Source organism: Paenibacillus sp. JT22N15 (assembly GCF_059383755.1).
Genome location: NZ_JBXENV010000007.1, coordinates 64,641 through 84,355 on the forward strand (window position 1 = coordinate 64,641; position 19,715 = coordinate 84,355).

General features: G+C 44.8%; 20 protein-coding genes and 1 pseudogene. 18 read left to right on the plus strand and 3 right to left on the minus strand.

The features are described from left to right. The 15 genes and pseudogenes from xseA to AC50X8_RS15145 all read left to right on the plus strand — a co-directional run bounded on the left by xseA (window position 1) and on the right by AC50X8_RS15145 (window position 14,654). The gene (gene xseA, locus AC50X8_RS15075; protein ID WP_494858566.1) at window positions 1-1,383 is read left to right on the plus strand and encodes an exodeoxyribonuclease VII large subunit; all 1,383 of its coding nucleotides are present in this window, start codon (window positions 1-3) and stop codon (window positions 1,381-1,383) included. Further along, window positions 1,355-1,609 (plus strand): exodeoxyribonuclease VII small subunit, encoded by a 255-nt coding sequence (gene xseB / locus AC50X8_RS15080; protein ID WP_150131581.1) that lies wholly within the window; start codon window positions 1,355-1,357, stop codon window positions 1,607-1,609. Before xseA ends, xseB begins: the two co-directional genes overlap by 29 nt. A gap of 3 nt (window positions 1,610-1,612) precedes the next feature. Continuing rightward, window positions 1,613-2,527 (plus strand): polyprenyl synthetase family protein, encoded by a 915-nt coding sequence (locus tag AC50X8_RS15085; protein ID WP_056028980.1) that lies wholly within the window; start codon window positions 1,613-1,615, stop codon window positions 2,525-2,527. Window positions 2,528-2,642: 115 nt separating this feature from the next. After that, on the plus strand, window positions 2,643-4,541 hold the full coding sequence (gene dxs / locus AC50X8_RS15090) for a 1-deoxy-D-xylulose-5-phosphate synthase (protein WP_056028978.1): 1,899 nt from the start codon (window positions 2,643-2,645) through the stop codon (window positions 4,539-4,541). A gap of 16 nt (window positions 4,542-4,557) precedes the next feature. After that, the gene (locus tag AC50X8_RS15095; protein ID WP_056028976.1) at window positions 4,558-5,388 is read left to right on the plus strand and encodes a TlyA family RNA methyltransferase; all 831 of its coding nucleotides are present in this window, start codon (window positions 4,558-4,560) and stop codon (window positions 5,386-5,388) included. A gap of 191 nt (window positions 5,389-5,579) precedes the next feature. Beyond that, window positions 5,580-6,032, plus strand: coding sequence for a hypothetical protein (locus AC50X8_RS15100; RefSeq protein WP_494880249.1), 453 nt, complete (start codon window positions 5,580-5,582; stop codon window positions 6,030-6,032). Between the two features lie 28 nt (window positions 6,033-6,060). Beyond that, on the plus strand, window positions 6,061-6,513 hold the full coding sequence (gene ahrC, locus AC50X8_RS15105; protein WP_046231955.1) for a transcriptional regulator AhrC/ArgR: 453 nt from the start codon (window positions 6,061-6,063) through the stop codon (window positions 6,511-6,513). Window positions 6,514-6,545: 32 nt separating this feature from the next. Continuing rightward, window positions 6,546-8,258, plus strand: a complete 1,713-nt coding sequence (recN, locus tag AC50X8_RS15110) for a DNA repair protein RecN (protein ID WP_494880250.1) — start codon at window positions 6,546-6,548, stop codon at window positions 8,256-8,258. 123 nt (window positions 8,259-8,381) lie between these two features. After that, entirely contained in the window at window positions 8,382-9,713 is a 1,332-nt protein-coding gene (spoIVB, locus tag AC50X8_RS15115) for a SpoIVB peptidase (protein ID WP_200931578.1), read from the plus strand. A 260-nt stretch (window positions 9,714-9,973) separates the two neighbouring features. Further along, on the plus strand, window positions 9,974-10,786 hold the full coding sequence (spo0A, locus tag AC50X8_RS15120) for a sporulation transcription factor Spo0A (protein WP_056028967.1): 813 nt from the start codon (window positions 9,974-9,976) through the stop codon (window positions 10,784-10,786). Window positions 10,787-11,166: 380 nt separating this feature from the next. Further along, complete coding sequence (locus AC50X8_RS15125) at window positions 11,167-11,499, plus strand: hypothetical protein (protein ID WP_494880251.1); 333 nt, start codon at window positions 11,167-11,169, stop codon at window positions 11,497-11,499. A 60-nt stretch (window positions 11,500-11,559) separates the two neighbouring features. Beyond that, complete coding sequence (locus tag AC50X8_RS15130) at window positions 11,560-11,691, plus strand: hypothetical protein (protein WP_494880252.1); 132 nt, start codon at window positions 11,560-11,562, stop codon at window positions 11,689-11,691. 345 nt (window positions 11,692-12,036) lie between these two features. After that, window positions 12,037-12,432: pseudogene (locus AC50X8_RS15135) on the plus strand (YheC/YheD family protein); the annotation flags it as partial. A gap of 62 nt (window positions 12,433-12,494) precedes the next feature. Next, window positions 12,495-13,595: a glycosyltransferase gene (locus tag AC50X8_RS15140; protein ID WP_056028956.1), complete on the plus strand. Its 1,101-nt coding sequence runs from the start codon at window positions 12,495-12,497 to the stop codon at window positions 13,593-13,595. A gap of 441 nt (window positions 13,596-14,036) precedes the next feature. Then, a complete protein-coding gene (locus AC50X8_RS15145) occupies window positions 14,037-14,654 on the plus strand; it encodes an immunity protein Imm33 domain-containing protein (RefSeq protein ID WP_056028955.1) in 618 nt (205 codons plus the stop codon). 208 nt (window positions 14,655-14,862) lie between these two features. On the opposite strand, the gene AC50X8_RS15150 is transcribed toward AC50X8_RS15145, so the two are convergent. Next, window positions 14,863-15,516 carry a hypothetical protein gene (locus AC50X8_RS15150; RefSeq protein WP_056028953.1) on the minus strand — a complete coding sequence of 218 codons (654 nt, stop codon included), beginning with the start codon at window positions 15,514-15,516 and terminating at the stop codon, window positions 14,863-14,865. A 176-nt stretch (window positions 15,517-15,692) separates the two neighbouring features. Between AC50X8_RS15150 and AC50X8_RS15155 the strand changes: the two genes are divergently transcribed. Both AC50X8_RS15155 and AC50X8_RS15160 read left to right on the plus strand, forming a co-directional pair. Then, window positions 15,693-16,022, plus strand: coding sequence for an ArsR/SmtB family transcription factor (locus tag AC50X8_RS15155; RefSeq protein ID WP_056028951.1), 330 nt, complete (start codon window positions 15,693-15,695; stop codon window positions 16,020-16,022). A 175-nt stretch (window positions 16,023-16,197) separates the two neighbouring features. After that, window positions 16,198-17,964, plus strand: coding sequence for a SulP family inorganic anion transporter (locus tag AC50X8_RS15160; RefSeq protein ID WP_494880253.1), 1,767 nt, complete (start codon window positions 16,198-16,200; stop codon window positions 17,962-17,964). A gap of 102 nt (window positions 17,965-18,066) precedes the next feature. On the opposite strand, the gene AC50X8_RS15165 is transcribed toward AC50X8_RS15160, so the two are convergent. Continuing rightward, window positions 18,067-18,765: a hypothetical protein gene (locus tag AC50X8_RS15165; protein WP_056028947.1), complete on the minus strand. Its 699-nt coding sequence runs from the start codon at window positions 18,763-18,765 to the stop codon at window positions 18,067-18,069. Window positions 18,766-18,767: 2 nt separating this feature from the next. Between AC50X8_RS15165 and AC50X8_RS15170 the strand changes: the two genes are divergently transcribed. Continuing rightward, a complete protein-coding gene (locus tag AC50X8_RS15170) occupies window positions 18,768-18,968 on the plus strand; it encodes a hypothetical protein (protein WP_494880254.1) in 201 nt (66 codons plus the stop codon). A gap of 391 nt (window positions 18,969-19,359) precedes the next feature. Here the strand turns inward: AC50X8_RS15170 and AC50X8_RS15175 are convergent, their stop codons facing one another. Then, window positions 19,360-19,653, minus strand: coding sequence for a DUF2627 domain-containing protein (locus tag AC50X8_RS15175; protein WP_056028943.1), 294 nt, complete (start codon window positions 19,651-19,653; stop codon window positions 19,360-19,362). Window positions 19,654-19,715: the final 62 nt, after the last annotated feature.

Genomic DNA, 19,715 nt, shown 5'->3' on the forward strand with positions numbered 1-19,715 from the left:
ATGAAAGAACAGCCGCGGGTTTATTCGATAAAGGACATTAACCGATATATCCGGATGAAAATGGACTCGGACGCTGTGCTTGGCGATGTATGGCTGCGCGGAGAAATATCTAATTTTACGCATCATTCCAGCGGCCATATGTATTTTACACTCAAGGATAAAGACAGTCGGTTGAAATGCGTCATGTTTGCATCGCATAACCAGCGGCTGCCTTTTATTCCTCGTGAAGGCGCTAAAGTGATGGCGCGCGGAAACATTTCTGTCTATGAGCGGGATGGCAACTATCAATTTTATGTTTCTGCCATGCAGCCAGATGGTATTGGGAGCTTGTACCTCGCTTTCGAGCAGCTGAAGAGCAAGCTGGAGGAAGAAGGGCTGTTTGCCGCTGAGCGCAAACGCCCGATTCCACGCTTTCCTGGGGCGATCGGTCTGATTACTTCGCCGACAGGGGCAGCAGTCCGCGATATGATGATTACGCTGCAGCGCCGCTATCCTGCTGCGCGTATTTATGTTTATCCGGTTTTAGTGCAAGGAGCGCAAGCAGCACCTTCCATTTCACATGCAATAGAAGCAATGAACCGTTTTGGAGAAATCGACGTATTAATTGTAGGGCGCGGCGGCGGCTCGCTTGAAGAGCTCTGGGCGTTTAATGAAGAGCAGGTAGCGCGCAGCATAGCGGCATCCGCTATTCCAATCATTAGCGCCGTCGGCCATGAGACCGATTACACGATTGCTGACTTCGTTGCAGACTTGCGGGCGGCGACGCCTACGGCAGCGGCCGAGCTGGCTGTACCGCATGCAGCCGAGCTGGAGAAGCATTTAAGCAGGCAGCGCCAGCAATTGGAGCAATCGCTGCGCCAGGTCATTCGCAGCCGCAAGGAGCAGCTTGCGCGTGTGCGCCGTTCGCCATTTTTTCTTTATCCTCGCAAATATTTGCTGGAGCAGGCGCAGCGTCTTGATCTGCTGGAGGAACGCTTGCGCCAGCGGACGCAAAAGGCAGCACACCGCGGGCGAAGCAGGCTGGAGCGTTTGCAAGCGACGCTTGCCGGGCATCATCCAGGGCAGCGCGTGCAGTTTGCGGCAAGCAGGCTCAAAGGAACTTCGAAACGGCTGGAACAGATTATCCAGCAAACGCTGCAGGAGAAGCAGCTTAAGCTTCATAGCTCCATACGCCAGCTTGATGCGCTTAGTCCGCTGAAGGTAATGGCGAGAGGATACGGGTTAGTTTATGAAGAATCGGAGCAGCGCTTGGTCAAGTCAGTAGCAGATGTGAAGGCAGGGGATACCGTAAAGGTTAAACTAGCAGATGGGCAGATGACCTGCGAAGTATCGTCGTTGGAAGGAGAGAGCAGCAGTGGCAAAAAAGGAAGCAGCCGAGCTTAGTTTTGAACAGGCAATGGAGCAGCTTGACACGATTGTAGAAAAGCTTGAAAACGGCGATGTTCCGCTGGAAACAGCGATTGATCTATTTCAAGAGGGCATGCGTCTGTCGAAGCTGTGCAGTGGCAAGCTGGAGCAGGTGGAGCAGAAGATCGAGACACTTATTGAGACAGAGCAGGGCTTTCAGAAAAAAACGTTTGCTCCACCGAGCGAAGACAAAGGAGAATAACGCTTGAGCGACACGGTTTTGGTAAAATCCTATTTGGCGCAATGCGCCGCCATCGTAGAACAAGCACTGACCGAAGTGCTGCCTGCGCAGTGGCAGGTTCCGGATAAGCTCCGTGAATCCATGATGTATTCCCTTGAAGCAGGTGGAAAACGCTTGCGGCCCGCTCTTGTGCTTGCAGTAGCTGAGGCTATTAGCGGTAATGAAGATACGGTGAGCAAAGCTTTGCCTGTTGCATGCGCAATTGAATGCATACATACGTACTCCTTAATCCATGATGATTTGCCAGCGATGGATGATGACGATTACCGCCGCGGCAAGCTCACGAATCATAAGGTGTACGGAGAGGCGATGGCGATTTTGGCTGGTGACGCGCTGCTGACCCATGCGTTTCATTTAATTCCTAAAGCGGCTAAAGCTGGTGGTGTCAGTGCACAGGTTGCACTCGATATCGTGGAAGATTTGGCAATGCTTGCCGGAGCCAGAGGCATGGTTGGCGGGCAAGTAGCAGATATGCTGGGTGAGCAGGGCATCACGTCGCTTGCAGAGCTTGAATATATTCATTTGCACAAAACCGGAGATTTGGTTGTGTTCTCTGTTACAGCTGGCGCACGTATTGGCGGTGCTACAGAAGCGCAAATCAAGCTGCTCGAGCAATATGGCCGCAATATTGGGCTGGCTTTTCAAATTCAAGATGACATTCTAGATTTGATTGGCGATGAGAGCAAGCTTGGCAAGAAGACGAACAGCGATGTCGAGCAACAAAAAGTAACCTATCCCTATCTGATGGGGCTTGAGGAGAGCAAGGCTCAAGTAGAGCGTTTGACGCAGGACGCGAAGTCGGCTGTGCTTGATGCAGGACTTGCAGCACCGGACAGACTGCTGCAAATCGCCGATTATCTGGTGCAGAGGGATCATTAATTCGCTCTAATGCCTTGGGGATTGGGAAAAAAACAATGCCTATGTTATAATAGTTTAAATATTTTGACGTCTATTGAACAGTGAAGGCTGCTGTTCGCGAAAGCGAGGAAGTACTGTGCTGCTTGAACATATAAACGGGCCTCAGGATTTAAAAGGGTTATCCAAGAAAGAGCTGGAGCAGCTTGCAAGCGAAGTGCGCCAGTTTCTCATTGAGAAGCTTTCCGTTACGGGTGGTCACCTTGCTTCCAATCTGGGAGTTGTGGAGCTAACGCTCGTTCTGCATTATTTATTTGACAGCCCGAATGACAAATTTGTATTTGATGTAGGCCATCAATCTTATGTGCATAAAATTTTAACAGGGCGCATGGATCGCTTCGATTCGTTGCGTCAATATAAAGGCATGTGCGGGTTTGTGAAACGCGACGAGAGCGAGCACGATGTGTGGGAAGCTGGACATAGCAGCACATCGCTTTCTGCAGCAATCGGCATGGCGATGGCGCGAGATTTTAAAGGCGAAGACAATCGTGTCGTAGCCGTCATTGGCGACGGAGCCTTGACTGGCGGCATGGCCTTCGAGGCGCTTAATCATATCGGCCATGAAAAGAAGAAAATGATTGTCGTGCTGAACGACAATGAGATGTCTATTGCGCCAAATGTCGGCGCGATGCATCAATATTTGGGCAAAATTCGCTCAGACCGCCATTACCAGAAAGCGAAGGAAGAGCTGCAGCATTTCTTGAACAAAATTCCTGCTGTCGGCGGGAAGCTGGCCAAGACGGCAGAAAAGTTTAAAGACAGCCTGAAATATTTGCTCGTAACGGGCATTCTTTTTGAACAATTCGGTCTTACTTATTTAGGACCGGTTGACGGGCATGATATGGAGCAGCTGCTTGATATTTTCCGTCAGGCTGATTCAGTTCCAGGCCCTGTTCTTGTGCATGTCGTGACGGTGAAGGGGAAAGGCTACTCTCCTGCTGAAGCAGATTCCCATAAATGGCATGGCATCTCCCCCTACAAAATCGAATCAGGTCAGGTCGTCAAGGCCGTTGGCTCGCCTATGTATACGCAAGTATTTGGCGATGTGCTGATTGAGCTCGCAGAGAAGGATAAGCGTATCGTAGCGGTTACACCTGCTATGCCGGGTGGATCGGGATTAATGGAATTCGCAGCGCGTTTTCCAGGCCGCATGATCGACGTAGGTATTGCCGAGCAGCACGCGGCGACGATGTCTGCAGCACTTGCGATCGAAGGAATGAAGCCGGTATTTGCCGTTTATTCTACCTTCCTGCAAAGGGCTTATGATCAGGTTGTGCATGATATTTGCCGCCAGAACCTGAATGTTATTTTTGCTATCGACCGTGCAGGCTTTGTAGGTCCCGATGGAGAAACCCATCATGGCGTGTATGATATTCCCTTCCTGCGCCATGTGCCGAATCTGGTCTTAATGATGCCTAAGGATGAAAATGAGCTTCGCCGGATGATGAAGACGGCGGTTGATTATAATGATGGTCCGATTGCAGTCCGTTATCCGCGGATCAATGGACTTGGCGTAACGATTGATGCTGAGCTTCTGCCGCTGCCTATAGGCTCATGGGAGACGGTTCGCGAAGGCGATTCAGCCGTTATTATTGCTATTGGCCCCATGCTTCAAGTGGCGGAAGAAGCAGCGGATCTGCTGAAGCGCGACGGCATGAATGTCCGCATTGTAAACGCACGTTTTATTAAGCCGATGGATGAGAAAATGCTTCTGTCACTTGCGAATGAAGGTAAAAACATCATCGTGCTGGAAGAAGGCGCGGAGCTTGGCGGCTTGGGCAGTGCGATTCTTGAATTTTATTCGCTGCGCGGCATTTATGGTTTGCCGATTCGTATCGTTGGTATTCCGGACCAGTTTATTGAACATGGTTCCATTAAAGAACAGCGCGCTGAAGTTGGCCTGACGGGCGAACGGATAGCAGCTGAGCTTAAAAACATGCATCCTCGCAGTAAAATGCGCGTAACCGGACAGCATTAGAAGGCTAGGTAAAAGAATGACGACACCTAAAGAACGAATAGATGTGCTGCTCGTCGAGCGCGGTTTTTATGAAAGCAGGGAGAAGGCGAAGAAAGCGCTAATGGCAGGCCTTGTTCTGGTGGATAACGAACCGATCGACAAGAGCGGAATGAAAGTTGCCCGCACGGCGGATATTAAAGTAAAAGGGGCTATTCATGCCTATGTCAGTCGTGGGGGCTTAAAGCTGGAGAAGGCAATTCGCGCCTTTGAGCTGGATCTCGTTGGACGTACGATGCTGGACATTGGTGCTTCAACAGGCGGCTTTACAGATTGCGCTTTGCAAAATGGAGCGGAATACGTCTATGCCATTGACGTCGGCTATAATCAGCTGGATTGGTCGCTTCGCCAAGACCCACGCGTGAACGTCATGGAGCGTGTTAACTTCCGTTATATGAAGCCTGAGGAGCTGCTTGGGCCCAAGCCTACTTTTGCTACCATTGATGTTTCGTTTATCTCATTGAAGCTCATTTTGCCTGCACTTTCGGGATTGATTGATCCGGGCTCAGGCGTGATGGCATTGATCAAACCGCAATTTGAGGCAGGGCGCGATAAAGTAGGGAAATCAGGTGTTATAAGGGATTCGAAGGTGCATGCAGAGGTGCTGAGGCATGTAACGCTGGCGGCCGCTGAGATGGGTTATACGCTGCGTGATCTTTCCTTTTCTCCTATTACAGGCGGAGAAGGCAATATTGAATTTTTGGCTTACTGGATTTGGGAAAACCAGCCTAATCAGCAGGTTCCCGATGATGCGGCAATTATGGAGCTCGTCAAGCAGGCGAGCGGCACCTTTTCCGCTGAAAAACAGTAGCAAGCTGCGAGGGGAATGCCTGCATCGCTAAGGCGATCGGGTGTTCCCCTATTTTTTGCTTTACAGAGTTGGGTCTTTTTTGATACACTGGACTCAACCAAACATGCGTTCGCTTTATAAACATTGACAGGAATATACACCCTCCATCTCGAACCATTACATATATGGATGTTTTGGATGGAGGGTTGCATATGGACAAATACGGTGACTGGTTAATTATGCTAGTTGCCTCAGCCTTGTTAATCCTGTGGTTGTTTCGATTGTTTCATCGCTGGCTTCATGAGCCAGCCTCCTTCAACCGCTTGAAGCTTGGTAAAGGTGTCCCGCTTGATCCGAATGATGAGAACATTTTGTTTCTTGAACAGAGTGGCTATCATGTCGTCTCAGGCAAACACCGAATTCCCATTCAGATTGACCTGGATGGCCAAGAACTGGACAGCCGTTTGTATATTGATTATATTGCAGAACTTGGCGGAGAGTTATACATCGTGAAGACTGCAAGGGATCGTATGCCGATGGATTGGACGGGAAGCGGAATAAGAGACAGGCTGCTTGTATACGCGTTGTTGCTGCCGAAATGCCAGGGCATCCTGTTTATTAATGTGAAGGAACGCTCCATTAGAAAAGTTGTTTTTCAGTTGTAGAATAGCATGTTTGGGAGGCGCTTTATTTATGAAAGGGATACGTCAATTTAAAATCAAGGAAATAATTACGAATCAGGTTGTGGAGACGCAGGAGGAGCTAGTTGAAGCGCTTCGCAATACCGGATTGCAGGTAACACAAGCTACAGTATCACGTGATATTAAGGAGCTAATGCTCATTAAAGTTCCAGCAGAGGATGGCCGATACAGATATTCATTGCCGCAGGAGAAACAACGGATCAATCCGATTCACAAGCTCAAGCGGGCACTGCTCGATCACTTCGTGAACATCGATTTCACAGACAATCTTGTCGTAATGAAGTGTTTGCCGGGCACAGCCAATACGATCTGCGCGCTGCTGGACAATATGGAGTGGCAGGAAGTAATGGGAACCATTTGCGGAGATGATACGATTTTGATCATTTGCCGCACGAAAGCTCAAAGCAATGAGGTTGTAGAAAGGTTGCTGGAGCTGTTGAACTAAACTAACATACCAATTTTAGGAGGCATCAGTTTATGTTGCGAGAGCTGTCCATTCGAAATTTAGCTGTAGTTGAGCAGGTGACGGTTTCGTTCCACCATGGCTTTCATGTTTTGACGGGGGAGACGGGAGCGGGTAAATCCATCATTATTGACGCGCTTAGCTTAATTGTTGGAGGACGAGGCTCCGCAGATATGGTCAGGTATGGCTGTCAGAAGGCGGAAATGGATGCGATGTTTGATTTGCCGCGGATGCATCCCGTATGGCATGTGCTGGAGAGACTAGGGGTAGAGGCATCACATGACGAGATGCTCGTCATTCGTCGTGAGCTCACTTCCCAAGGCAAAAGCAGCAGCCGAGTGAATGGACAGCTGGTTACTATGACGATGCTTCGTGAAATTGGAGAATGCTTAGTTAATATTCATGGTCAGCATGAGCATCAATCTTTACTGCGCACAGAGAGGCATTTGGAATGGCTTGACATGTTCGCAGGTGACCTGCTCATTGAGCGCAAGCAGACTTATAAAGCGGTATATAAAGAGCTGCAGCAGGCAAGAGCGGCGCTGCGTGAGCTTGAAGATTCAGCACGCCATAATGTGCAAATGCTGGACTTGTACCGTTTTCAAATCGAAGAAATTTCAAACGCCCAGCTCAAGGTTGGAGAAGATGAAAGCTTGGCTGAAGAGAAACGCAAGCTGCAATTCGCCAGCAAACGGATGGACAATGTAACCGAAGCATATTCTTTATTGTATGGCGATGCTGGCTTGGATGCTTTAAACAAAGCGATTATTAAGCTTTCGGATATTCAGACATATGATCCCACTATTGTCGGGCCACTGCTGGAACAGCTCCAATCGGCATATTATCAAGCTGAGGATGCCGCTTTTCAACTTAGAGATTACAGAGATACCATTGAATCAGATCCAGAGCAGCTTGCGACTATCGAAGATCGTCTCGATCTCATTCATGGTTTGAAACGCAAATATGGCGAGAGCATTGAGGATATTCTCGTTTATTATAAAAGCATCGTCGTGGAACGCGACAAGATCGAAAACCGCGATGACTATTTAGAAAAACTGCGTAATAGCGAAGCAACGTTGTATAAGTCAGCACTTGAACTTGCTGAGGAGTTGTCCAAGCTGCGCAATCATGCATCTACACGATTGGCTGAGTCCATTGAGCGCGAGCTGCGTCAACTGCAAATGCCTAACACGATTTTTTCTGTACAAATGGACAGAATCAAGCAGCACGATCAAAAGGAAACCGCTGTTGTGCTTAATAGCAATGGCTGTGACGAAGCGGTATTTATGCTGGCTCCGAACCCTGGAGAGCCGCTTAAGCCATTGAATAAAATCGCATCAGGCGGCGAGATGTCGCGCGTTATGCTGGCTCTGAAAGCGATATTTGCTGAGCATGACCAAATTCCAGTACTCGTATTTGACGAGGTGGATACAGGTGTTAGCGGACGTGCAGCTCAATCGATTGCGGAGAAGCTTTCCCAACTATCGCGTCGTTGCCAAATTTTCTCGATCACGCATTTACCGCAAGTAGCTTGTATGGCTGATCACCATTATGAAATTCGCAAGCAAGTCGTTAATCAACGTACAGCTACCTCCATTAAAGAAATTATGAGCAATACCCGAATAGAGGAGCTAGCCCGCATGTTGGGCGGGGTTGAAGTGACCGAGAAAACGAGACATCATGCACAAGAAATGCTTGATTTGGCATTGCGGCAGAAAGGAGCCTAATGGAGGGCATTAAGGGAAGTTTTTTGTGGTCATAAAACGGTGGGGGCGGGGTAACTTAAAGGTACGCCAATGGCGATTAATCCTTTATCGTCATGCGATGGAATTACAGGGAGCGTGAAATCATTGAACTCCAGCAAGAGGAAGAGATGGTTCGGTCTGGTTCTCGTGATTTTGATTTGCATGGTAGGCTTCTCCACACCGTTTCAGCACTTAGCCTCAATCCCGAATGAACTGCGTTTGTTCACTGGCCAATCGAAACGATTACAATATGGAGTTCCTGTTCATGCTCAAGTTACGGTGGACCCGCGTATGCTTCAAGTGAATGGCTCATCGACCCGGTCTTTATCAGTCAATTTGAACGAACCGCTATCCTTACATTCGCAGCAAAGCGGCGAGACGAGGATGAAAGTGAAATTATTCGGTAAAATTCCTTTCAAGACGGTGAAAGTCAATGTTGTACCTGATTTAAAGGTCATTCCTGGTGGTCAAACCATTGGGGTCAAGGTGAAGTCAGCCGGAATTTTAGTCGTCGGTCATCATCAAGTGACTAGTCAGAATGGCAGTAAACAATCTCCAGGTGAGCTCGCAGGATTGCGTCTGGGCGATTTAATCGTCAAGATCAATGGTCAAAAGGTTTCTGAAGTTAGGAAAGTTGCAGAACTCGTTGATCATGCAGGCAACAACAAGAAAGCGCTTGATATTGTATATAAGCGAGGCGGGCATTTAGGCAAAACCGTTTTGAATCCTTCTTATGATGCTGAGGATCGAACGTGGCGGCTAGGGCTTTATATACGCGACTCTGCTGCCGGTGTAGGCACACTGACGTTTTATGCCCCTGATCAGGGCGTTTACGGCGCGCTTGGACATGTCATTACAGATATGGACACGCAAACAGCTATTGAAGTTGGTGATGGCCAAATTCTTCAATCCAGCGTAACGTCGATTAACAAAAGCCAAAATGGCGAGCCAGGCGAAAAAAGGGCCCATTTTGTGAAGGAAAGCAAAGTGCTGGGCAATGTGGAACGAAACACCCCATTTGGCATTTTTGGCAAAATGAATGAAAATCCTACCCACAGCTATAACAGCAATGCGATGCCGGTTGCTTTTGCTGAGGAAGTAGCTGAAGGCACCGCTCAAATTTATACCGTAGTAAATGGTCAAAAGGTTGAGAAATTTGATATTGAAATTGCTCATGTTATGAAGCAGAACAGTCCGGCAACTAAAGGAATGGTTATTAAAATAACGGACAAGCGTCTGCTTGATAAAACAGGTGGCATTGTACAAGGTATGTCGGGCAGCCCCATCATTCAAAATGGAAAGCTGGTTGGAGCGGTGACCCATGTGTTCGTAAATGACCCTACATCAGGTTATGGATGTTTCATTGAATGGATGCTTCAAGATGCAGGGGTGTTATTAAAATCTACATTGCAGCAAGGCAGTCAAACAGCAGCATAAAAACAACCGCCAGCGGCAGGGAGCGAATACGCTGCAGGCGGTTGTTTTACTTTTGTTGGACACCTTCTTTTGTCGAAACTCAGCGAAACGAAGCGCTAATTGTAAATAAATAATCAGTATAACGGTATTGCGAAAAAAAATAAAGAAAAATAATTTTCGACAGAAGGAATTTATATCAGCGTGTCGAAAATGTTACTCAAGACAACTAGGGGAAGGTTCAAGAGTGAAAATTGGATTATCATTTGAGGGAGGATAATATCTTGCAAAAAATTGATGTATTATTGGCAGATGACAACAGAGAATTTACTAATTTGTTATCGGAATACATATCCGATCAAAGTGATATGAATGTGAGTGGTGTAGCGTATAACGGTGAAGAAGTGCTGAGGCACTTGGAAGAATCCCGTAAAATACCGGATGTACTCATTCTTGATATTATTATGCCTCATTTGGACGGACTTGGCGTTTTGGAGCGCTTGCGGGAAATGAATATCTCGCCAATGCCTAAAATCATTATGTTGACCGCCTTTGGTCAAGAAAATATTACACAAAAAGCAGTTCAATTGGGTGCTTCTTATTATATTCTTAAGCCATTTGATATGGATATTTTGGCTAACCGGATTCGCCAGCTGTTCGGGAATTCTTCGTACTCGGCATCATCTTCTTACAATTCGAGTTCGTCAACAGTGAAATCGAATGTTGTTCCGCTTGCTAAAGGCAAAAATCTGGATGCCAATATTACAAGCATCATTCATGAAATTGGCGTGCCTGCTCATATTAAAGGCTACCAGTATTTGCGCGAAGCTATCACAATGGTGTATAACAATATCGAAATTTTGGGTGCGATTACAAAAACGCTATATCCAGCAATCGCCGAAAAATTCAAAACGACACCTTCCCGCGTCGAACGAGCGATTCGCCACGCTATTGAAGTCGCTTGGACGCGCGGCAACATCGACAGCATCAGCCACCTGTTTGGCTATACGATTAATATTAGCAAGTCGAAACCAACGAACTCTGAATTTATAGCGATGGTTGCTGATAAGCTGCGGATTGAGCATAAGGTGAGTTAATTGCTGTTGTATCAAGGGTTTGAGAGTGTCAATGTCAAAAACAGGGATGGCTATAAATATCCGAAAATGGGTAATTTGAACCGATAAACTTTTGAATAGCAAACCAGCTGATACCACTTATTTATTGGTTCTTCGAAACCAATAAATAAGTGGTATTTCTTATGATCGATTTTGACTTTCAACTGGATAATTTCATGCTTTACTGTTTATCCAAAAACCTTTCGCGTAAAACCTTGGCAAGTTATGAGCAGACGTTGAAGCTGTTCGGAAAGTACTTGCTTGAAGAATTCCAGATGAAGATGTTAAAAAAGTTCAGTCGGGTCATGTTCGACAATACATCAAGTATGTTCGTGAGAGGAGCAAGTGCGCACTCGTAAACAATGCTGAGTCAAAAGACAAAAACCACCCAGAGAATCGCACCGACTACAAAAAAAGAAGTGTCAATGACAACCATTGCAAATTACGTTCGCAACATCAAAGTGTTTTTCAATTATCTTTACAAGGTCGAACGCGAGATACCGAAGAATCCAGTCGAAAGCGTAGAGAACCCAAAGGTTCAGCGGAAGGTCAAGAAAATTTTGACGGCAGAAGAAATCAAGAAGGGTGGCTACATCGACTACGCCGTAACAGATTGGGATCGCACTCATCGCATGCTGTTTGCTCGTGCTGGTGAAGCTGGACACGGACCGAAAAATGCCTCTAGCTTCATGTAGATCAATATACTACTCAGTCGTTAACCGAAATAATGCGGCCGAAAGTGGGTGACTCGCTGCTTGATTGGGTTTACGCAGGATTGTCCGTTTCAAATCGAGAATATCCCTGATACGCCGTTTATAGGCGATCTGATTAACGATTGGAACGATAATCAACATTCCGTTTTCGATGTGGAGGATGTCCTTCTGTAGTAAATCCAACAGTTTTTTTGCCGCTAGGATGTTTGCCGTTTCGTCTTCTTGTACCCCCGCCGTTATCATGACTGTATTTCCCACGGAGTTAACCTTGATAATGTAATGTGCGTTTCGAACTTAGTGCCTTTTGCTAGTTGATGAGTCGATATTTGCATTTGCAGAAGTCACCTACTCAGATATAGTGACTAATGTACACACCAATCAGCCCCTATGCTACGGACATTAGCACAAGCAGCCTTTAGTAAAGGCACATACTTTGATACGGATACTCATTATGTAAAAGGGGTCGGCTGAATATGGTTGGACTTATAATTAAAAAAGAATGTAAGCAAATCGTTACAAAACAAGTACAAAATGGTCTATGTCAAGCCAAATAGGGGAACTGGTGGCAAGGGCATCATAGGTGTGGAAATGCTAGGGCAAGGTTCTTATAAATACCAACTAAATACTGTCACAAGGACGTTCAACTCCATTAATAGTATGACTAGTTCCATCCATAAGAAAACGAAAAGCGAAAAATATGTCATTCAATATGGAATCCATTTACTGCGGCACAACAACCGACTTTTTGACCTTAGGATTATGGTGCAGAAAAACCCAAAAGGCAAATGGGAAACGACAGGTGTGATCGGTCGATTAGGCCATCCGAAAAAGATTGTAACTAACGTTTGCCAGGGCGGTAAATCCAAACCAATTGATGTACTGCTAAAAAAGCACATAACCGATGTTACTGAATAGACCAAACGGTCAGTAAGTTATTGATCTCCACTGTTAGAGTCTTAAGTGAGGTTGGTGAAAATGTGAATATTTTAATGTTCGTTTCGCAGTTAAATACTGGAGGAACCGAAAAATACATTCATTCTGTTTCCCGATATTTAATATCAAAAGGGTTTCGAATTGGCGTTGTTACTATGGGAGGGCCACTTTTAAATTCGTTTAAAAAAGCAGGGATTACTGTTCACCTTCTATCCCCCCAAAAAAAATCGTTAGTAGAACGAATATCCTTATTATCCTTGATCATTTCAAAAGGAAGGTACGGGCTTTTACACGCCCATGATTCTATGTCATTTCGATATGCAGCAATTTTGCATCGACAATATAAAATACCATTGATTGCTACTGTGCATGGTACTTATCATAAACAATCTGCTTTGTTAGCTACGTCAAAAGTGGCAAAACATCTCATTGCTGTTTCGCCAAATTTATCAAACTGGTTGGTTAGACACATGAAAATTTCTTCCAATAAAATCCTAATGATACCTAATGGGATCGATACTCTAACATTCAATTCGATATCTAATAAAAAAAAGTGGAGAAAAGCACTTACTTTACCACTATCTGCCCAGATTCTTGTTTATGCTGGAAGATTCTCATCTGATAAATTGCCCATAGCAAAAAAAGTGATCTTGGCATCAGAGATTGTTGCAAAAAATAACCTTAATTTTGTAGCTGTTTTATTTGGCCCTGGTTCTTCCGTGACGAGATCAAAACTCGAAGAACTTGCTGCTAAAGCTAACCGCCGTCTTGGTAGACGAGCAATATATATTCGTCCTCCCTTACCAGACATACAACATGCTTATTATGCAGCAGATGTCATTGTGGGGACAGGGCGTGTTGCACTTGAAGCCATGGCGTGTGCAAGACCAGTTATCGCGACAGGAGTTGCGGGATACTGCGGTGTAGTAGAGCCTAAGAATATAAACGAAATAATTCGAGTTCACTTTGGAGATCATGGAGCTATTGTATCTATCACTGTTAAAAAGCTATCGGAAGATGTCAATAGCATATTAAGTAGACCCCGTAGGGCTCGATTATTAGGTGAATTTGGTGCGAAAACAGTGAAGGACAGATTTTCAATAAAAAAAGTTGGTTCTCAGCTTATTCAAGCGTATATGAAATAACGTCACGAATCCAACCCGTTCCGAATACAATGAAGGGATTTGACATTACTACGAAAATCGCTTAACTTGTTCTTAGGCGATTTTGCCCGTAATTAATCCTACTGGAACCCGATAAATATTTGGTTTTGGTAGGTTGTCTATCATTAAAGAAGTAAGTCCCAAATAATGACTTCACTCCCTCAATACTCTTGATGCACAGGGCTTCGGCAACATTGATTCGATTTCATTTATCTTCGGCTATACGATTAACATCAGCAAGTCGAAACCGACCAATAGCGAATTGCCTATACCGTTTGTTATTGGATTGTGATAGTCCAATAACAAACGGTATTTTATTTTTCAAAAAATTTCTCGCTTGTAGTCGCACAATTAAACTATTGTTATAATGGCATTATGGGCATACGGCTGCTAAATACTACGAATGAATAAGGTGGAATATTCATGACTTGGACGCTTGATAGCGTATATGATCGAAACAAAGAAGCGCCTTACACTTTTTATTTGCCTAGCCCTCCAATGTTAAAGCTGTTACAGGCTGGGGATCTTGTAAAATTGATTTTTTTGTCCGATGAGGAGCACGAGCAATTTATTGGCGAAAGAATGTGGGTTGAAATTGTGGAGCGTAATGAGGACAACTTCAAGGGCTTACTCAGAAATATACCATCTTACATAACTGAACTAAGCTATGGACAAGAAATTCAATTTACTTATGAGCATATATGCGATACGAAGCTGGAAGATCCAGAAGCGAGCAAATGGAATTATTATATGGATACAAAAATCGTAATGACCCGAGATGCTCTAGAAAAGAGAAGCTTCAATCTCATGCTGAAAGATGAGCCGAATGAAGAAAATCATTTAGGCTGGATCTTTTTTAGCGGCCATGAACCTGAAGGATACAATGGGAATCTGGAAAATTACCAAATTGTATCACTTGGAGCGGCGCTTAATATTGACGATTCTTTTTTAGCATTTGTAGATGACGAACCGTTTTCTGCATATGAACGAAATACCGAGACGGGTCAATTTGTTAAAATCATTGATTATGATTGGGGTTGATTCATAAATTGGATAGTTAATGTTACGAGGTGCAACAGCAGAAAAAAAGCCCATGTGAGTTCGAATAAAACGTAAGTTGCCGCACAACAAACATAGTATTCAGCAGAACCCAGCATGAGCTGCTCCCATCTCAGAGAAATCGAATTTGATTAACTAGAGAATCTAGGCTTCTGCTTGCCCGTCCCTAATCAAAGTTAGATTTTCTCACTTAGCTCGATAATCCGTCTTTTTCATCAGTCAGAGCGCTGCGCTTCTCCATAAAATCATGTAAGGCTAGATGGAAGCGTTCAAACGGGAGAGATAAAAATTCGATTCTTTTTCTAATGCGAGCTTGTTTCGCAGGTTCATCATGATAAAACATGAATTGATCTATATTTTTATCCAGCTTCTCTCTAAGTGTTAAAATAAAACCGATCGCGATATGGGTTTGAGCCAATTCCTGCAAATCGGCAGCAAGCGCTTCGCTTAAGCTGCGCATGTTTGGAAGCTTTAAAGAATGATGAATGGAAAAGGAGTCTGGCGTGTAATCTACGCGGAAGTCCTGTCCAGGCACTTGCTCCCAAAAATCGTTCCACTGCTGCAAATATCCCGTTTCATAAAGGACATATTTAATAAACCCACATAACCATGCGGTACAGCTTGTATTGCGGCGCTGGCATCCAACCCGATCTGAAAGATGTCGGCAGCCGCTGCAGCAGGAACCGCTATTTGAAATGCAAACTTTGCAAATATGGTCAGAACCTATCGCTTGCAGGGAGGCCATTCCAAGGTCAATGACCACTTGCTTGCTTATTTTTTGTGGTCCTTCATCAAGGATTAGCGAATTTTCTCTAGATGGTTGTTGAATCGTAAAGCCGGGCATTCGAATCCTTTCCTCTCCTGTGAATCATTTTAAAATCAAATATTCAAAAGTATGAATATATTAAGTATTATACGCGCCATGAAAATAATCAACAAGCCTACAGTTCATTATCAATCATTTCTGGATGTATGCTATGATATTCATATATTCAAAAGTTTACTATTAAGGAGCAGTTTATGAATCAGCACATTCAACAGTTTAAAGCCGATTTTTATAAAGCTTTGGCTCATCCAATGAGAATTCGCATCCTTGAAGTGTTAAGCGAAGGGGAAAAGAACGTAAATGAGCTGCAAAGCATTTTAGGATCGGAAGGTTCCGCCGTATCGCAGCAACTTGCTGTATTACGCAACAAAAACGTTGTCCACAGTGTGAAAGAAGGCACCTCGGTCATTTACTCCTTGCGTGATCCATTAATTAAGGATTTATTGTCGGTAACGAAACAGATTTTTGACAATCATCTCGTCGACGCTATTTCCTTATTGGAAAATATTCGTAAAGAACCATAATTGAAAAAACAAGGGAATCCGTGAGCATCAAATAGGAAAACCTTGTTTTTTTGCTTTTTATAACGACTTATACGCATCCTTGGCTGATTCGTGTGTTTGACATAAAGGGAGCACAGGAGTATCTTTTCTTTATATTCAAATAATCAAATATATGAAGAAAAGAAGGTTATGAAAAATGAAGGGGAGAGGGAGATTTGATGGATATCATTTATCTGCGCTTCGCAAGGATATGGTCTCGGGTGTCATTGTCGGTATTATCGCCATTCCACTTGGAATGGCGTTTGCTATTGCTTCAGGCGTCAGGCCTGAATATGGACTATATACGACCGTTATAGCGGGCATCCTTATCTCGACTTTCGGAGGTTCAAAATTTCAGATTGGTGGCCCAACGGGTGCTTTTATTCCTATTCTGTTCGCTATTGTACTGCAATATGGGTACGAAAATTTATTGCTTGCCGGTTTTCTGGCTGGCATTATGCTTGTGGCTATGGGCCTTTTTAAGCTAGGCTCGTTGATTGCCTTCATACCTCGGCCTGTTACAATTGGGTTTACCGCGGGCATTGCCGTAATCATCTTCAGTGGACAAATGGCTAGCTTTTTGGGTTTGAAGGGGATCGAAAAGCATGAGGATTTTTTGTCCAATATGAAAGAAATCGGGTTACATGCTTCGACTATAAATAGCTACAGTCTGCTGACGGCCGGAATTTGTTTGATGATTATTTTGCTGGCTCCGAGATTTATGCCTAAGTTGCCTGGGTCATTGCTGGGGCTCGTTGTTTCGAGCTTCGTCGCTGCTTTATTTTTCAACGGGGAGGTGGCAACTATAGGTTCTGCTTATGGAACGATTCCGAGCACGCTGCCTGCTTTTCGTATACCTGACATGACCTGGGAGCGAATAGTGAATTTGCTTAAGCCTGCTTTTATTATTGCTATGTTGGGCGGGATTGAATCGCTGCTGTCCGCTGTAGTAGCCGATGGCATGACTGGCAATCGGCACAACAGCAATCGCGAGCTTATTGGGCAGGGAATTGCCAATATGATAACGCCGTTTTTTGGTGGAATACCGGCAACGGGAGCCATTGCACGAACAGCTGCTAATATTAAAAGCGGAGCGGTCTCACCGATTTCGGGCATCGTTCATGGCTTCGTCGTTTTGCTGGTGCTTATACTGTTTGCGCCTTATGCGTCCGATATCCCGCTTGCTAGCATGGCTCCAATCTTAATGGTAGTTGCGTGGAACATGAGTGAACGAAGCGCTTTTATGCATATTTTAAAAACGAAAACGAGTGATTCCCTTTTACTTGCCATTACTTTTATTCTCACCGTATTTACGAATTTGACAACGGCAGTTGAAGTGGGATTACTGATGGCTCTGCTTTTATTTGTGAAACGTATGAGCCAATCCTTAACGGTCGAGAAGGTGCTGCCAGATCCTAACCATAAACATGAAAAAGTCAGAGCAAATATGGTATACGAAGGTCATGATTGTCCCCAAATCAGTATATATACGATTGACGGACCTTTGTTTTTTGGGGCGGCGAATAAGTTTGAACAGGATATGAGGGATACGGTTCAACAGAGGTGTACCATTTTGCTGCTGCGTCTCGGGAAAGTGCCCTTTATGGATACGACAGGAGCAGCCAATCTGACTACTATAGTCAAGGCGTTCCAGAAGCTCGGAGGAATCGTACTGATGACAGGGGTCCAGCCGCAGCCGTTGCAAGTGCTCAAAAAAACAGGTTTATATGAGCGGATCGGGGCTCATCACTTCTTTGATCATACTGGTGAAGCGATCGGCTGTGCCTTGATCCATCTGGATTCGAATAAATGTTTGGGATGTAAGCACTTTGTATTCCGTGAATGTACCGCGCTATCCAATATGGAATCGCAAAGCGCAACAAATCGAAGTCTAGAACATAGTGGACATCATCCTTCTTTTTAAGGAAGTGCTACGATAAAAAAACCGCTCCTCTATTGGTTACAGAGAACCAGTAAAGGAGCGGGATTATCCATTAACCTCATGGACGTATAAGCTGTTCAATCGTTATACCCGAATATCGATGGATTGCGCAGCTGCAGATGACGGTACGTTTGCTTTCTGTGCAGAAGCTTGGGGTTCTTCCTCTGTTTGCCTATTGTTGCGTTCCCTTACCTTGTCTTGATTTGCGACTGAACCTACGAGCATTTTGCCACCAACAGTTTCCGTCTCATTCTCTGAAGAGCTGTCATCCGTTGTTCCCAAATCGTCAACCAGTTCTTTCATTTTTTGATCCACGACATGGATTTGGCGAGTAGTTTTGGCCATCATTTCCCGTTTCAGCTTGAATACGGTTTGCTCGGCGTTTTCCAGCATAGCGAATTTTCCAGCGTCGTTGTGCGGATTCGATTCTATGACCATGCGATCAAAACGAATGCCGCTTTCCATTGTGACGTTGGAGCCTTGCAGTTTTTCGCGAACGCCGGCGAGCTTGCCGAGATGATCATAGGTCATGCTGTTTTTAACAGCCTGGTCCATATTTTTCTCAGGATTGTCCGAAGTGCTTTTTTTAGGCTGGTCGTCCTTAGAGGCGCCCATTTTAGTTTTTTCCTGAATTTCTTCCGCGCGAATCTGTGAAATTTGTGCGTCAATTTGGGAAATAGAAGCGGTTAACGCTTTAACGCGTTCCATTTTCAGCTTCGTGTCGAGCTTTTCATTCGTTTTGACGGATTGCATTTCTTCGTTTAATCTTGCTTTTTGCTTCATGAGTGCCTGAATTTCTTTTTCGCGAGGCGAAGCGGATGTGGTTTCTCGCGATGAAGCAGTTGAAGCGGATTTTGACCGTGATGCTGATGAGGCAGACGATATTGCAGAAATGGAAAGCACCCCCTTTTATTGATTATGATGATTGCCTAATGGTTATATCGGAAATAATGGAAACGAAAATAATATATATGACGGAAAAATGAAAATTTATTATAGATTTTTACAATCTATATAAGTTGAACTATTGATTCGCATGGGGGCGATGGTCGTCACTACGAGAAAAATTGGACTTCCGGCCGCTGTTGTTTTCTGATTTCTAAATTCTATTCCTCGTTAAGGGTGAAATCCGAAAACAAAGGCGGACGCTATCGCTCTCTACAGTTCCAACCTTTCTCTACGCTTCTTCCCAGCCCTATTGCTTTCATTAGTTCAATTTATATAGTCAGCTGATTTGTAAAGGTTTACACATTGTGGGATGGATGATCGCTATACTCTGAAAAAAACAAAAGCCCCCACGGACCACTAGATGAAACGTGGCATTCCAGCAGGAGCTTGTTTTGATGCAAGGGAGCAATGATTGCAGCGTTTAAGCGGCTAAGCGGTTGGCTTTGGCGGCTTGGGGCGCTTTGGACGGAAACGGGAAGCAACATAGTTGCGCTTGCGGTCGCGAAAAAAAGTCCAGCCGCCGATAAAGCCGACACCAATGGCGAACATCAGCAGGCCCAGCAGGAAGGGCAGCCATTCAAAGTTTGGCTGAATATCATCGTAGCCGAAGGATACAAAATAGTTGTAGACAGCATTTTTCATTTTCAAAAATCCAATGCAGGCAAGTATGCCTGGAATGACGAGCAGCAAAATAGCAATCAGCCTTGCTGTAACTAGCTTCATAATCGAATGACTCCTTAATAATAGTGAGATAGGCTTGTGCTATTATGATACCCTTTTCAGGG

Bases quoted from the DNA above. Each gene is read 5' to 3' on its own strand.
- AC50X8_RS15150 (WP_056028953.1), bottom strand. From the start codon at position 15,516: ATGCCCGGCTTTACGATTCAACAACCATCTAGAGAAAATTCGCTAATC.
- AC50X8_RS15145 (WP_056028955.1), top strand. From the start codon at position 14,037: ATGACTTGGACGCTTGATAGCGTATATGATCGAAACAAAGAAGCGCCT.
- AC50X8_RS15160 (WP_494880253.1), top strand. From the start codon at position 16,198: ATGAAGGGGAGAGGGAGATTTGATGGATATCATTTATCTGCGCTTCGC.
- AC50X8_RS15125 (WP_494880251.1), top strand. From the start codon at position 11,167: ATGCTGAGTCAAAAGACAAAAACCACCCAGAGAATCGCACCGACTACA.
- AC50X8_RS15175 (WP_056028943.1), bottom strand. From the start codon at position 19,653: ATGAAGCTAGTTACAGCAAGGCTGATTGCTATTTTGCTGCTCGTCATT.
- ahrC (WP_046231955.1), top strand. From the start codon at position 6,061: ATGAAAGGGATACGTCAATTTAAAATCAAGGAAATAATTACGAATCAG.
- xseA (WP_494858566.1), top strand. From the start codon at position 1: ATGAAAGAACAGCCGCGGGTTTATTCGATAAAGGACATTAACCGATAT.
- AC50X8_RS15100 (WP_494880249.1), top strand. From the start codon at position 5,580: ATGGACAAATACGGTGACTGGTTAATTATGCTAGTTGCCTCAGCCTTG.
- recN (WP_494880250.1), top strand. From the start codon at position 6,546: ATGTTGCGAGAGCTGTCCATTCGAAATTTAGCTGTAGTTGAGCAGGTG.
- AC50X8_RS15165 (WP_056028947.1), bottom strand. From the start codon at position 18,765: ATGAAGCAAAAAGCAAGATTAAACGAAGAAATGCAATCCGTCAAAACG.
- AC50X8_RS15155 (WP_056028951.1), top strand. From the start codon at position 15,693: ATGAATCAGCACATTCAACAGTTTAAAGCCGATTTTTATAAAGCTTTG.
- AC50X8_RS15095 (WP_056028976.1), top strand. From the start codon at position 4,558: ATGACGACACCTAAAGAACGAATAGATGTGCTGCTCGTCGAGCGCGGT.